6 protein-coding genes, 3 rRNA genes, 2 pseudogenes and 1 riboswitch are annotated in these 15,251 nt (G+C 65.1%); of the genes and pseudogenes, 9 read left to right on the top strand and 2 right to left on the bottom strand.

All coding sequences use genetic code 11. From position 1 onward, the window contains the following. Positions 1–297 precede the first annotated feature (297 nt). From ACZZ98_RS15535 to ACZZ98_RS15570, 8 genes and pseudogenes are all read left to right on the top strand, one after another. Positions 298–1,821, top strand: a 16S ribosomal RNA gene (locus ACZZ98_RS15535). A gap of 353 nt (positions 1,822–2,174) precedes the next feature. After that, positions 2,175–5,298: ribosomal RNA gene (locus ACZZ98_RS15540) — 23S ribosomal RNA — on the top strand. A 136-nt stretch (positions 5,299–5,434) separates the two neighbouring features. Continuing rightward, a 5S ribosomal RNA gene (gene rrf / locus ACZZ98_RS15545) occupies positions 5,435–5,551 on the top strand. Together the 16S, 23S and 5S rRNA genes form the textbook arrangement of a ribosomal RNA operon. A 242-nt stretch (positions 5,552–5,793) precedes the next feature. Continuing rightward, positions 5,794–8,710 (top strand): annotated as a pseudogene (leuS, locus tag ACZZ98_RS15550) (leucine--tRNA ligase). Between the two features lie 167 nt (positions 8,711–8,877). Next, a pseudogene (locus tag ACZZ98_RS15555) lies at positions 8,878–9,607 on the top strand (DUF72 domain-containing protein). A gap of 9 nt (positions 9,608–9,616) precedes the next feature. Then, entirely contained in the window at positions 9,617–10,369 is a 753-nt protein-coding gene (locus ACZZ98_RS15560; protein WP_463517087.1) for a histidine phosphatase family protein, read from the top strand. Further along, positions 10,362–11,306, top strand: a complete 945-nt coding sequence (locus ACZZ98_RS15565; RefSeq protein WP_463517088.1) for an NAD(P)H-hydrate dehydratase — start codon at positions 10,362–10,364, stop codon at positions 11,304–11,306. The genes ACZZ98_RS15560 and ACZZ98_RS15565 overlap by 8 nt, the downstream gene beginning before the upstream one ends. Positions 11,307–11,499: 193 nt before the next feature. After that, positions 11,500–11,614, top strand: a riboswitch (SAM riboswitch). Between the two features lie 44 nt (positions 11,615–11,658). Further along, positions 11,659–13,098: an aminotransferase class V-fold PLP-dependent enzyme gene (locus ACZZ98_RS15570; protein WP_463517089.1), complete on the top strand. Its 1,440-nt coding sequence runs from the start codon at positions 11,659–11,661 to the stop codon at positions 13,096–13,098. Between the two features lie 34 nt (positions 13,099–13,132). Here ACZZ98_RS15570 and ACZZ98_RS15575 read toward each other — a convergent pair whose 3' ends face one another. Both ACZZ98_RS15575 and ACZZ98_RS15580 read right to left on the bottom strand, forming a co-directional pair. Next, positions 13,133–13,540 carry a RidA family protein gene (locus ACZZ98_RS15575; protein WP_463517090.1) on the bottom strand — a complete coding sequence of 136 codons (408 nt, stop codon included), beginning with the start codon at positions 13,538–13,540 and terminating at the stop codon, positions 13,133–13,135. 94 nt (positions 13,541–13,634) lie between these two features. After that, positions 13,635–14,258 (bottom strand): TetR/AcrR family transcriptional regulator, encoded by a 624-nt coding sequence (locus ACZZ98_RS15580; RefSeq protein WP_463517091.1) that lies wholly within the window; start codon positions 14,256–14,258, stop codon positions 13,635–13,637. A 140-nt stretch (positions 14,259–14,398) separates the two neighbouring features. Here ACZZ98_RS15580 and ACZZ98_RS15585 point away from each other — a divergent pair, with 140 nt between their 5' ends. Beyond that, complete coding sequence (locus ACZZ98_RS15585; RefSeq protein ID WP_463517092.1) at positions 14,399–15,241, top strand: DegV family protein; 843 nt, start codon at positions 14,399–14,401, stop codon at positions 15,239–15,241. Positions 15,242–15,251 lie beyond the last annotated feature (10 nt).

The raw sequence follows: 15,251 nt of genomic DNA on the forward strand, positions 1-15,251 counted from the left end.
TGGGTAGGTTTTGTCAGGTTGCCCTGTTGTCTGGCCCCGGTGTGGGTTGGGTGGTGGTGTGCGTCCGATCCTTGAGAACTCAACAGCGTGTCAAAAATCGATGCCAATTAACCTCGTTTCGTGGTGGCTGTGATTTGCCTTTTGTGGGTGATGAGTGGTGGCTGCGTTTCGATTATCCTTTGGTTGACAATGATCATTCAGCTTAATTGCTGGTTGTTCAGACTCAGCCGGGTAGACAACCCTTTATTGGGTTCAGTATTGCTCGGGCTTCCTTTGGGGGGTTCGGGTGTTTGAACATCAACGGAGAGTTTGATCCTGGCTCAGGACGAACGCTGGCGGCGTGCTTAACACATGCAAGTCGAACGGTGATCAGGGAGCTTGCTTCCTGTGAGCAGTGGCGAACGGGTGAGTAACACGTGAGTAACCTGCCCCAGACTCTGGAATAAGCGCTGGAAACGGCGTCTAATACCGGATATGACATCAAGCCGCATGGTTATGGTGTGGAAAGTTTTTCGGTCTGGGATGGACTCGCGGCCTATCAGCTTGTTGGTGAGGTAATGGCTTACCAAGGCGATGACGGGTAGCCGGCCTGAGAGGGCGATCGGCCACACTGGGACTGAGACACGGCCCAGACTCCTACGGGAGGCAGCAGTGGGGAATATTGCACAATGGGCGCAAGCCTGATGCAGCGACGCCGCGTGAGGGATGACGGCCTTCGGGTTGTAAACCTCTTTCAGCAGGGAAGAAGCGCAAGTGACGGTACCTGCAGAAGAAGCACCGGCTAACTACGTGCCAGCAGCCGCGGTAATACGTAGGGTGCGAGCGTTGTCCGGAATTATTGGGCGTAAAGAGCTTGTAGGCGGTTTGTCGCGTCTGCTGTGAAAATCCGGGGCTCAACCCCGGACTTGCAGTGGGTACGGGCAGACTAGAGTGTGGTAGGGGAGACTGGAATTCCTGGTGTAGCGGTGAAATGCGCAGATATCAGGAGGAACACCGATGGCGAAGGCAGGTCTCTGGGCCACTACTGACGCTGAGAAGCGAAAGCATGGGGAGCGAACAGGATTAGATACCCTGGTAGTCCATGCCGTAAACGTTGGGAACTAGGTGTGGGTCTCATTCCACGAGGTCCGTGCCGCAGCTAACGCATTAAGTTCCCCGCCTGGGGAGTACGGCCGCAAGGCTAAAACTCAAAGGAATTGACGGGGGCCCGCACAAGCGGCGGAGCATGTGGATTAATTCGATGCAACGCGAAGAACCTTACCAAGGCTTGACATATACCGGAAACATTCAGAGATGGGTGCCCCGCAAGGTCGGTATACAGGTGGTGCATGGTTGTCGTCAGCTCGTGTCGTGAGATGTTGGGTTAAGTCCCGCAACGAGCGCAACCCTCGTTCTATGTTGCCAGCACGTGATGGTGGGGACTCATAGGAGACTGCCGGGGTCAACTCGGAGGAAGGTGGGGATGAGGTCAAATCATCATGCCCCTTATGTCTTGGGCTTCACACATGCTACAATGGCCGGTACAAAGGGCTGCGATACCGTAAGGTGGAGCGAATCCCAAAAAACCGGTCTCAGTTCGGATTGGGGTCTGCAACTCGACCCCATGAAGTTGGAGTCGCTAGTAATCGCAGATCAGCAACGCTGCGGTGAATACGTTCCCGGGCCTTGTACACACCGCCCGTCAAGTCACGAAAGTCGGTAACACCCGAAGCCGGTGGCCCAACCCCTTGTGGGAGGGAGCCGTCGAAGGTGGGACTGGCGATTGGGACTAAGTCGTAACAAGGTAGCCGTACCGGAAGGTGCGGCTGGATCACCTCCTTTCTAAGGAGCACTGGCCGGCAACGGTCCAGAGCCTGGTCTGTCCCCGAGTGTGGGGCAGCAGGTGCTCAAGGGTGGAACATCGATTATTTGACGCCGTGTCGTTCGCGACTGCCAGTACACCTGGTTCTCTTTTGGGGGAGCTGGGAGGGACCGCAGTTGTCGAGGGGCCGGCGTCTGACACGTTGTTGGGTCCTGAGGGCTCGAGCGCATGCTCGTTCCTGAAGGCCGGTATCCGGTCAGGACCTCCACCACGGTGAACCACCACGACTCCTTTGGGGTGGTGGGAGGCGCCGGGTTTGGTGTGGGGCCGCCCGTATGTTGAGAACTACACAGTGGACGCGAGCATCTTTGTGGCTCAAGTTTTTAAGGGCGCACGGTGGATGCCTTGGCACCAGGAACCGAAGAAGGACGTAGGAATCTGCGATAAGCCACGGGGAGTCGATAACCAGACTGTGATCCGTGGATTTCCGAATGGGGAAACCCGGCTGGAGGCAAGTCCAGTCACTCCTGCCTGAATATATAGGGCAGGTAGAGGGAACGTGGGGAAGTGAAACATCTCAGTACCCACAGGAAGAGAAAGCAACCGCGATTCCGTGAGTATTGGCGAGAGAAAGCGGATGAGGCTAAACCGTATCTGTGTGATAGCTGTCAGGCGTTGCAGGTACGGGGTCGTGGGACCTCTCGGTCGGGACTGACATCCCGGCATGGAGTCAAAAATTTGCGTCATAGTCGAAGGGCATTGAAAGGCCCGGCACAGAGGGTGCGACCCCCGTAGACGAAATGACGTGAACTTCAGAGAGTTATCCCAAGTAATACGGGGCCCGAGAAATCCCGTATGAATCTGGCGGGACCACCCGCTAAGCCTAAATATTCCCTGGTGACCGATAGCGGACAAGTACCGTGAGGGAAAGGTGAAAAGTACCCCGGGAGGGGAGTGAAATAGATCCTGAAACCGTGTGCCTACAATCCGTTGGAGCCTCCTTGTGGGGTGACAGCGTGCCTTTTGAAGAATGAGCCTGCGAGTTAGTGCTCAGTGGCGAGGTTAACCCGTGTGGGGAAGCCGTAGCGAAAGCGAGTCCGAATAGGGCGTATGAGTCGCTGGGTCTAGACCCGAAGCGGAGTGATCTACCCATGGCCAGGTTGAAGCGACGGTAAGACGTCGTGGAGGACCGAACCCACTTAGGTTGAAAACTGAGGGGATGAGCTGTGGGTAGGGGTGAAAGGCCAATCAAACTCCGTGATAGCTGGTTCTCCCCGAAATGCATTTAGGTGCAGCGTCACGTGTTTCTTACCGGAGGTAGAGCTACTGGATAGCCGATGGGCCTCAACAGGTTACTGACGTTAGCCAAACTCCGAATGCCGGTAAGTGAGAGCGTGGCAGTGAGACTGCGGGGGATAAGCTCCGTAGTCGAGAGGGAAACAGCCCAGACCACCAGCTAAGGTCCCAAAGCGTGTGCTAAGTGGAAAAGGATGTGGAGTTGCAGTGACAACCAGGAGGTTGGCTTAGAAGCAGCCACCCTTTAAAGAGTGCGTAATAGCTCACTGGTCAAGTGATTCCGCGCCGACAATGTAGCGGGGCTCAAGCACACCACCGAAGCTGTGGCATTGACATATTGCCCGGCCATCTTACCTGCGGGTGGGTGGTCCAAGCGTGTTGATGGGTAGGGGAGCGTCGTGTGGCCAGGGAAGCGGCGGTGTGAACCAGCCGTGGAGGCCACACGAGTGAGAATGCAGGCATGAGTAGCGAATGACGGGCGAGAAACCCGTCCGCCGAATAACCAAGGGTTCCAGGGTCAAGCTAATCTGCCCTGGGTAAGTCGGGACCTAAGGCGAGGCCGACAGGCGTAGTCGATGGACATCCGGTTGATATTCCGGAACCGGCGAAGAACCGCCCATGACGAACCTTGTGATGCTAAACGCCTGAAGCTCGTGAACCAAAGCCTTCGGGTGGAGGTCGTGAGTGGAGCGCGTGACCCGATCAGGTAGTAGTCAAGCGATGGAGAGACGCAGGAAGGTAGCCTCCGCGTGGCGATGGTAGTCCACGTCCAAGGGTGTAGGGAGTGAGATAGGCAAATCCGTCTCACACATATCCTGAGACCTGATAGTGACCGCGAATGCGGGAAGCAGGGTGATCCTATGCTGCCAAGAAAATCTTCTAGCGAGGTTCGAGCCGCCCGTACCCCAAACCGACTCAGGTGGTTAGGTAGAGAATACCAAGGCGATCGAGTGAATCATGGTTAAGGAACTCGGCAAAATACCCCCGTAACTTCGGGAGAAGGGGGGCCCAGACCCTGAAGACACTTGCTGTCTAGGGGAAACGGCCGCAGAGACCAGGGAGAAGCGACTGTTTACTAAAAACACAGGTCCGTGCTAAGTCGCAAGACGATGTATACGGACTGACGCCTGCCCGGTGCTGGAAGGTTAAGAGGACGGGTTAGATCCTTCGGGGTCGAAGCTCAGAATTTAAGCCCCAGTAAACGGCGGTGGTAACTATAACCATCCTAAGGTAGCGAAATTCCTTGTCGGGTAAGTTCCGACCTGCACGAATGGCGTAACGACTTCTCCACTGTCTCAACCATGAACTCGGCGAAATTGCACTACGAGTAAAGATGCTCGTTACGCGCAGCAGGACGGAAAGACCCCGGGACCTTTACTATAGCTTGGTATTGGTGTTCGGTACGGCTTGTGTAGGATAGGTGGGAGACTGTGAAGCGGGCACGCCAGTGTTCGTGGAGTCAACGTTGAAATACCACTCTGGTCGTTCTGGATATCTAACCTCGGTCCGTGATCCGGATCAGGGACATTGCCTGGTGGGTAGTTTAACTGGGGCGGTTGCCTCCTAAAAGGTAACGGAGGCGCTCAAAGGTTCCCTCAGCCTGGTTGGTAATCAGGTTTCGAGTGTAAGTGCACAAGGGAGCTTGACTGCGAGACCGGCAGGTCGAGCAGGGACGAAAGTCGGAACTAGTGACCCGGCGCTGGCTTGTGGAAGCGGCGTCGCTCAACGGATAAAAGGTACCCCGGGGATAACAGGCTGATCTTGCCCAAGAGTCCATATCGACGGCATGGTTTGGCACCTCGATGTCGGCTCGTCGCATCCTGGGGGTGGAGTCTCTCCCAAGGGTTGGGCTGTTCGCCCATTAAAGCGGTACGCGAGCTGGGTTTAGAACGTCGTGAGACAGTTCGGTCCCTATCCGCTGTGCGCGTAGGAAATTTGAGAAGGGCTGTCCCTAGTACGAGAGGACCGGGATGGACGAACCTCTGGTGTGTCAGTTGTTCTGCCAAGAGCACCGCTGATTAGCTACGTTCGGAAGTGATAACCGCTGAAAGCATCTAAGCGGGAAGCACGCTTCAAGATGAGATTTCCATGGAGCTCTGCTCCGAGAGGCTCCCAGCTAGACTACTGGGTTGATAGGCCAGACGTGGAAGTGCAGTAATGCATGTAGCTGACTGGTACTAATAAGCCGATAACTTGATACACACTAAAAAGTTGCGTTCGCGTCCACTGTGCAGTTCCCGAGATACGGTCGGGACCCCCCCACACACCACCACCCCCCACACCAAGGGAGTGGGCCCCGGTGTGCAACGGGAGGGGTCAACCACATCTCCATAGAGTTTCGGCTGTCATAGCGAAGGGGAAACGCCCGGCTCCATTCCGAACCCGGAAGCTAAGCCCTTCAGCGCCGATGGTACTGCACTGGTGACGGTGTGGGAGAGTAGGACGCAGCCGGACAAACATTCCCGGAATGGCCCGCCAACAATGGCGGGCCATTTCGCATTTGGGGGCATCGGCAGCGCTGCGATACCCTGACGCCATGGCCAGGTTGCAGCAGCTTCTTCCGTGGCCGCGCTGACTCTCCACCACGGACGTCACCGCGGCGAACCCCTCCTGTGTGAGGGGCTTTTTTGTGGCCAGTCGCCCGGGCACGGCAGAGCCATCGGACAGGGCAGAGTTCTTGAGCAGACAGGTATGACATGAGCGAGACGGCGCACCGCTACACGGCCGAGCTGGCCGACCAGATCGAGCTGGCGTGGCAGGACCGCTGGGAAGCCAGCGGGACCTTCAACGCGCCCAACCCGGACGGTCCCTACGGCGACCCAGCGGCTGTTGCTCGCCACCAGGGCGGCCACCTTCTCGTGCTCGACATGTTCCCCTACCCCAGCGGCGCCGGCCTCCACGTCGGGCACCCCCTCGGCTACATCGCGACCGACGTGTTCTCGCGTTATCACCGGATGCTCGGCAAGAACGTCCTGCACTGCCTGGGCTATGACGCCTTCGGACTGCCGGCGGAGCAGTATGCCGTGCAGACGGGCCAGCACCCGCGGATTACCACCGAGGCCAACATCGTCATCATGGCCCGCCAGCTACGGCGCCTGGGGCTCGGTCTGGACCAGCGTCGCTCGATCGAGACGATGGACCCAGACTACTACCGCTGGACGCAGTGGATCTTCCTGCAGATCTTCAACTCCTGGTACGACCGGACTGCCGAGCGGCCCGATGGTGAGCGCGGCCGTGCCCGTCCCATCAGCGAGCTCATCGCCGAGTACGCCTCCGGCGAGCGGCCACTGCCTGCTGAGGACGGCCGCGACTGGTCCGACCTCAGCGAGGTCGAGCGTGCCGACATCATCGACAGCCACCGGCTCGCCTACGCCTCACAGGCTCCCGTGAACTGGTGCCCCGGACTGGGGACGGTGCTCTCCAACGAGGAGGTCACCAACGACGGCCGCTCCGAACGCGGCAACTTCCCCGTCTTCAAGCGCAACCTGCGCCAGTGGATGATGCGGATCACCGACTACTCCGACCGCCTCGCCGACGACCTGGACCGCGTGCAGTGGCCCGACAAGGTCAAGGCCATGCAGCGCAACTGGATCGGTCGCAGCCACGGGGCGCGGGTTGCCTTCCGGGTCGTCGGATCTCCCGCGGACGGCCAGCCGATCGAGGTCTTCACGACCCGGCCCGACACCCTGTTCGGGGCGACCTTCATGGTGCTGGCGCCCGAGCACCCGCTCGTCGACGACCTCGTCAGCGGGAGCGCGTGGGCTCCGGGGACGAACCCGAGCTGGACGCGTGGTGAGGCGACCCCGGAAGCTGCGGTCACGGCATACCGGAGGGCGGCCTCTCGCAAGAGCGATGTCGAGCGCCAGATCGAGGGCAAGGAGAAGACCGGTGTGTTCACCGGTGCCTACGCGGTCAACCCCGCCACCGGCGCCGAGCTGCCGATCTTCGTCGCCGACTACGTCCTCATGGGCTACGGCACGGGGGCGATCATGGCCGTGCCCGGCCAGGACGAGCGGGACTGGCACTTCGCCGATGTCTTCGACCTGCCCAAGATCCGCACGGTGCAGCCGACGCCGGGTCACCCCGAGGACGAGGCCTTCACCGGTGAGGGCCCGGCGATCAACTCCGCCAACGACTCGATCGACCTCAACGGCAGGCCGATCGCCGAGGCCAAGGCTGCCATGCTCGAGTGGCTGGTCGAGCGTGGGCACGGTGAGGCCACGGTCAGCTACGAGCTGCGCGACTGGCTGTTCTCGCGCCAGCGCTACTGGGGCGAGCCGTTCCCCATCGTCTTCGACGCCGACGGCACCGCGCACGGGGTCCCCGAGTCGATGCTGCCGATCGAGCTGCCGGAGGTGCCGGACTACAGCCCGCGCACGTTCGACCCTGAGGACGCACAGAGCTTCCCCGGAGCCGCCCCTGGGGAGGGTCGACGCATGGGTCAACGTCGAGCTGGACCTCGGCGACGGCCGGGGCGTGCAGCCCTATCGTCGCGAGACCAACACGATGCCCAACTGGGCCGGCTCGTGCTGGTACTACCTGCGCTACCTCGATCCCGAGAACCGTGAGGAGCTGGTCTCCGCGGCGAACGAGGAGTACTGGATCGGCCCACGGGACACCCCTGTCGAGGGTGCGCCCGCCGGCACCCGCGACCCCGGTGGCGTGGACCTCTACATCGGTGGCGTCGAGCATGCCGTGCTGCACCTGCTCTATGCGCGCTTCTGGCACAAGGTGCTCTTCGACCTCGGCCACGTGTCGAGCGAGGAGCCGTTCCGGACCTACTTCGCCCAGGGCTACATCCAGGCAGCGGCCTTCCGCGACGACCGGGGCCAGCCCGTGGAGGCCACCGAGGTCGACGAGGGCCTCGGCGAGGACGGGCACCCGTCCTTCACGTGGCAGGGCCAGCGGGTCACCCGTGAGTTCGGCAAGATCGGCAAGTCGCTCAAGAACATGGTCTCCCCGGACGACATGTATGCCGCCTACGGTGCCGACACGTTGCGGCTCTACGAGATGGGTCTCGGCCCCCTGGACCAGAGCAAGCCGTGGGACACCCGGGCCATCGTGGGCTCGCAGCGCTTCCTGCAAAGGCTGTGGCGCAACGTCGTCGACGAGGAGACCGGCGAGGTGCGGGTCTCGGAGCGCCCGATCGACGAGGCCACGGCGCGGGTGCTGCACCGCACCATCGACGCGGTGCGACGGGACTACGACGAGCTCGGCTTCAACACCGCGATCGCTCGACTCATCGAGCTCAACAACGCGCTGACCAAGCTCGACGCGGTCCCACGGGAGGCAGCCGAGCAGATCGTGCTCATGGTCGCGCCACTGGCCCCGCACATCGCGGAGGAGCTGTGGTCGCGCCTCGGGCACGAGGAGTCGCTGACCCACGAGGACTTCCCGGTGGCCGATCCGGCGCTGCTCGTCGAGGAGTCGGTCACCTGCGTCATCCAGATCAAGGGCAAGGTGCGTGACCGGATCGAGGTGGCAGCCGACATCAGCGAGGACGAGCTGCGCGAGAAGGCGCTCGCCCTGCCCAAGGTGCTCGAGGCGACGGCCGGGGGAGTGCGCACCGTCATCGTGCGAGCCCCCAAGCTCGTCAACGTCGTTCCCCTCTGAGTCGGTCGTCCCGGGCGCGACGCGCGGCCGCCTGGTGGGGCAGGATCGAAGGATGATCCGGGTCGGCATCTCCGGCTGGCGCTATCCCGCGTGGCGAGGCGTCTTCTATCCGGCGGGTCTGCCGCAGCGCCGGGAAGCTCGAGTACGCCGCGGAGCGGCTGGGCTCCGTGGAGGTCAACGGCTCCTTCTACTCGTTGCAGCGCGCCAGCAGCTGGAGCCGATGGGCCGCCTCGGTGCCGGAGGACTTCGTCTTCTCGGTCAAGGGCCCACGGTTCGTGACGCACATGAAGAAGCTTCCGGGGAGTCGAGGTGCCGTTGGCGAACTTCTTCGCCTCGGGGGTGCTCTCCCTCGGTCACCGGCTCGGGCCGATCCTCTGGCAGCTGCCACCTCAGCTGCCCTTCGACGCCGAACGTCTCTCCGCCTTCTTCGACCTCCTCCCGCGGCGCACGGGCGAGGCGGCTCGCTGGGCGGCGGCGCACCATGAGCCCGCCCGCCTCAAGGGGCACGGCGACACCACCGTGCCGGTGGACCTGCCGCTGCGCCACGTCCTCGAGGTCAGGCACGACTCGTTCCGCACCCCAGACCTCGCGGCGCTGCTGAGGGCACACGACATCGGTCTTGTCGTCGCCGACTCTGCCGGCACGTGGCCGATGCTCGACGCAGTGACCAGTGACCTCGCCTACGTGCGCCTGCACGGCGACCAAGAGCTCTACGTGAGTGGCTACGGTGACGAGGCCCTCGACCACTGGGCCGGCCGGGTCGAGCAGTGGTCGGCTGCAGGTCTCGACGTGTTCGTCTACTTCGACAACGACGCCAGGGTGCATGCCCCGCACGACGCGCTGCGCCTCCAGGAGCGGCTGGGCGGGGGACCTCCTGCGGCCCCACCGCTGATCTAGGCTCGCTCCATGGCGCTGACGCAACTCATCCTCGTCCGGCACGGTCAGTCCGAGGGGAACGTGGCGGCCGAGCTGGCCCAGCGAGAGCGTCAGGACCGGATCGACGTCCCGGCCCGGGATCCCGACGTCGTGCTGTCGCCGCTGGGGCGAGAGCAGGCCGATGCCGTCGGCCGATGGCTGACGGCGCTTCCGGCGGACGAGCAGCCCCAGGTCATCTGGACCAGCCCCTACCGCAGGGCCCGCGAGACCGCGGAGCGCGCTCTGGCCGTCGCCGAGGTCGAGCTCGACTACCGCGTCGACGAGCGGCTGCGCGACCGCGACATGGGCATCACGGACCAGCTCACCGCGCAGGGCATCACGGCCCAGTTCCCGGAGGAGGCGGAGCGGCGCGAGTGGCTGGGCAAGTTCTACTACCGTCCGCCGGGTGGTGAGTCGTGGGCGGATGTCGCCGGGCGGGTTCGTGCCGTGCTCACCGACCTCGCGGGCACCGAGAAGCACGATCGCGTGCTCGTCACCGGGCACGACGTCGTGCTCCTGCTCTTCTGCTACGTCGCCGAGGGCCTCGACGAGGAGCAGGTCCTCGACCGGGCACGGACCAACGGACTGCGCAACGCCGCCATCTGCCGGATCCGCCGCGACGACGACTCCCCGACCGGATGGGTCGTGACCGACTACAACCTCGACTCCCACCTCCGCGAGGAGGGTGTGGAGCTGACCGACCAGCCCGGAGCCTCCGACGAGGTCGGGGGTGAGCATGTCTGAGGAGCGCGCGCCTCGCCGAGTCGACGACGAGCTCCCCTCGGGGGTCGAGGGAGGGTCGCCCGAGTCGCCCAGGTTGGTCACCCCTGCACTGCTGCGGTCGTGGCCGCTGCCGGCGCCGGACGGCACGAAGTACAGCCGTGGACTGGCGCTCGTCGTGGGCGGCTCCTGCTCGACGCCCGGGGCGGCGATGCTCGGCGGGACGTCCGCGCTGCGCATGGGTGCCGGGAGGCTGCACCTCGGCACGGCGGAGGGCGTCGCGATGCAGGTGGCCGTGGCGGTGCCCGAGTGCGGCACGACCGGGCTGCCGCAGGACGACGAGGGTGCGATCACCGGGGTGGGTTCCGGGGCGCTCCTCGAACGCGAGCTCTCCCGGGCCGATGCACTGCTCGTCGGACCGGGCCTCATGGACGCCGAGGGCGCCGCCCGACTTCTCCGCGAGATCGTGGCGGTCCTGCCGGCCGACACGCCCGTCGTCCTCGACGCCTTTGCCGCGACCGTGCTGCCGGACGTCGACGCGGCGGTCACCTCCAGTCTGGCCGGGCGGCTCGTGCTCACTCCCAACCCCGCCGAGCTCGCCCGGCTCGCCGGCGAGGACGACCTGTCGGCCGACGACGTCGTCGAGGCGGCCATCGCGGTGGCCCATCGGTTCGGCGCGGTCGTGGGCTGCAGCAGCTGGGTCGTCGCGGGTGGCGACGTCTGGCAGGTCACCACCGGTGACACCGGCCTCGGGACGTCGGGAAGCGGTGACGTGGTGGCTGGTGCTGCCCTGGGTCTGCTGTGCCGTGGCGCTGACCTGACGCAGTCCCTCGTCTGGGCCAAGTACGTCCACGCCGCCGCGGGCGACGTCCTCATGGCGCGCTTCGGCCGGGTCGGCTACCTCGCCAGCGAGATCCCGCCCGAGCTGCCGCTCGTGCTCGGGTCGCTGCGGGGCGACTGAGGCACGTCGGCGCCGATCAGCCGCTGGTCACGCCGGCGCTCGAGCCTGTCGGTGGTATGCCGTGGGGCTGGCCGAGTATCGGCGGCTGAACGCCGCGCTCAACGCGCGGGGGCTGCCGTCGCCATCACGGGTATCCAGATGGTGGACGTGGGGTGCCTCAGGCGGACGCGCCAGGCCTAGACTTCCCAACCAAGGTCACGAGTACCAGTGTTCAGCCCCGGCTTGCTGGTCGGCAACCCTCCTCCGCGGTGGGGTGCTCCGGGTGACGACCTGGTCGGTTGCAGCAACGCAGCCGGCAAGCGCGGACTCGCGAGCACCTTCGGGAGTCCAATGACTCTCCAGGGAGCACCGGATGTCCATCGCCAGCTCGATCCCGCACACGTTCACTCGCGAGCGCCGCCAGCCGTGGCTGCGTTCCGTCCCCGCGCCGGCCCCCGTGCCAGCCGCGGCCGACACCGCCACTGATACTGACACCAAGGCACCGGCATCGCCGGACGTCACGGTGCCGGCCGTCGTCACCGCACCGCGCGTCCCGACCTGCCACGGCACGTTCGTCGAGTACGCGAACTTCGACCACGGCGCCTCCACCCCCGCCCTCGTGAGCGTCAAGGCGGCCGTGGACAGGGCGACGCAGACCTACTCGAGCGTGCACCGCGGACAGGGCTGGACGAGCCAGGTGTCGAGCCACTACTACGAGGCCGCACGCGACGAGGTCGCCCGCTTCGTCGGCGCCCGCGAGAGCGACGAGGTCGTCTTCACGAGGAACACGACGGACTCGTTCAACCTGCTGGCCCGGTCGCTTCCGCGCCGGACCCAGGTCATCGTCTTCGCCACCGAGCACCACGCAACGCTCCTGCCGTGGGAGGCCCGCAGGACCACCCGCCTGCCGGTGCCGCTGACGCACACGGATGCCGAGGCACTCCTCGTCGAGGCCCTCAAGCGCGCGACGAGCTCCAGCATCCTCGTCGTCCTGAGCGGAGCCTCCAACGTCACCGGGGAGTACTGGCCGGTCGCACGCCTCGCCGCCGCCGCCCGCAAGCGGGGTGCCCGCGTCGCGCTCGACGCCGCCCAGCTCGCGGGTCACCGCCGCATCGACCTCGAGACCCTGGGAGTCGACTACGTGGCGTTCAGCGGCCACAAGATCTATGCCCCCTACGGCACGGGCGTGCTCGTCGGTCGCGCGGACTGGCTCGACGCCGCCCCGCCCTACCTCGCCGGCGGCGGCGCAACCGCCAAGGTGGGTCCCCTCAGCACGACCTGGCAGACCGGTCCGGCCCGTCATGAGGGCGGCAGCCCCAACGTCCTCGGCGCCGTGGCCGTCGCCGCGGCCTGTGCCGCCATCCGCGAGAACCGGGGGGCCGTCGAGAGCCACGAGTCGCGCCTGACCACCCGCCTCGTCGACGGACTGCGCGCCATCGACGGTGTCGAGACCTTCAGCATCTTCGGCGACGACGCCGACCGCGCCCCGGTGGTGACCTTCACCCTCGAGGACGTCGACTCGTCGCTCGTGTCGGCGGTGCTGTCTGCCGAGCACGGCATCGGCGTGCGTGACGGCAAGTTCTGCGCCCACCTCCTCGTCGACGCCCTGCTCGCCGACGAGGACGTGGAGGTGACCACAGCCGTGCGCGTCAGCGCCGGGCTGGCCACCACCGACGAGCACGTCGACCGCCTCCTGGCGGCGGTGGCATCGCTCGCGGCCACCGGCCCGGGTGTCGCCTACGAGCAGGTCGACGGGCGCGGGTGGGTGCCGGTCGGTGACCAACGCGAGACGCTGGTCGACCTGCCCTGGTGAGGACGAACGTGATCCGACCAGGGGCGGTGCTCGATCAGCTCAGGACGGCGGTGGCCTCGATCTCGACGAGGAGCTCGGGTACCCACAGTCCCTGGACGCCAATGAGGGTGATGGGGGGCAAGGGGGAGCTGAAGCCATCGGACTCCTGGGCGCGCTTGGTGCCCTCGAGAAGCTCGCTTCCCATCTCCGGCGTCCAGTTGACCACGTAGAACGTCATCCGGGCGATGTCGCTGACCCCACCACCCGCGCCGGTGACCCCCACGGCGATGTTGTGCAGCGCGGCGTGGACCTGACCGGTGAGGTCGCTCGAGGTCACCTCGCCCGCCGCGTTCGCTGCCGTCTGTCCCGCGAGCAGGAGAAGGCGAGATCCCGTCGCCAGGGCGACGGGAGCGTAGTCATCCTGCTGTAGCAGGCCGTCGGGGTGGCTGAGATGCACGGGCATTGTCGTTTCCTTCGTTCGGAGGCTCTGGGACGTCGACGGCGTCGACGTCCGGTGTCAGACCCACTGGACGCCACTCTAGCAGTGCTAGAGAAGGTCAGTCCGGCTCTCGTGTGCTGCGCTGCGACAGCGAGCTCAGGACAAAGCGGACGTGTTGCTGGCGCAGGTCCTCCTTCTCGACCTCTGGTCGCCCGGCCATCGGCGTGTCGATCAACAGCACCGCCAATCCGTGACACGCCGCCCACACATGAACGGGGGCGTTGCCCAGACCCGATGTCACCTCGTGATCGGGGTCGAAGTCCGCGACGGCCCGTTGCAGGACCTCGAACGCTGCCAGTCCGGATCGACCACGCGCAGACTCCGCCGGGTGCATGAGCTCCTCGGTCGAGGAGTTCAGCACGATGGCTCGGAAGAGTCCTTCGTGGTCGCGAGCGAAGTGCATGTAGGCGAGGCAGACGGCGGACAGGTCTGAGGTCTCCGAGAACACGCGGTTGACGGCGGCGTCCACGAGTGCGTCAGCCAGGTCGGCGGTGGCCCGCCGGCTCACGGCAAGGAGCAGATCCGCCCGGTCCTTGTAGTGCCAGTACGCCGTGGCCGCAGAGACTCCGGCACGGCGCTGGACCTCGCGAAGGGACAAGGCGGTGGGTCCCGACACCGCCGTGATGTCGTAGGCGATGTCCAGGAGGCGGTCAGCAAGGTCAGAGCGGGAGGAGTCGGGCACGCCCCCATTGTCAGCCTGCCGGCGCGCGCATGAGGATCGCCTCGCTGTCACAGTCATTCCGGACAGGCTCGCTGTCGCGGCCGTCGACCAGTGCGTGCGTGATGACCACGGCGCCCCCGCCTGAGCACTAGCCTCGGATCGTGCCCACCGCTCTCGTCACCGACTCCACGGCATACCTGTCTGCTGACCTCGTCGAGGCGCACGGCATCGGTGTCGTCCCCCTCCACGTCGTCGTCGGCGGACAGGAGCGCCGTGAGGGAGTCGACATCGCGGCGGGCGAGGTCGCCGAGGCGCTGCGTGGGTTCCGCCCCGTCTCCACGTCGCGGCCCGCACCCCAGGCCTTCCTCGACGTCTATCGCGACCTCGCCGACAAGGGCGCCGACGCGATCGTCTCGGTCCACATCTCGGCTGCCATGTCGAGCACCCTCGGCTCGGCGCAGCTCGCCGCCCAGCAGTCGCCCGTCCCCGTGACGGTCATCGACAGTCGGTCGATGGGCATGGCGATGGGGTATGCCGTCCTTGCCGGTGCGGCTCTCGCCACCCGTGGCGTGTCGGCAGAGGAGGTGGCGGAGGCCGTGCGTTCCCGGTGCGCCGCCGCGACCGTCGTGTTCTATGTCGACACCCTCGAGCACCTGCGGCGCGGCGGGCGCATCGGGAAGGCCAACGCCCTCGTCGGCTCGGCCCTGGCGATCAAGCCGATCCTGGGTCTGGTGGACGGCTCGATCGTCCCCCTCGAGCGGGTGCGCACCTCCTCCCGCGCCATCGCCCGCCTCGAGGAGCTCGCGGTCGAGGCGGCTGGTTCGCAGGCGGTCGACATCGCCGTGCACCACCTCGACTCGGCCGAGCGGGCCGAGAAGCTCGCGGAGCGACTCCAGTCGCGGATCGAGGGCATCGAGGACTTCAGAATCGTCGAGCTGGGTGCCGTCGTCGGCGCGCACGTCGGCCCGGGCACCTTGGCCATCGCGGTCAGTCCACGGGTCTGACCGCGGGCGC

Source organism: Knoellia sp. AC549 (assembly GCF_979258975.1).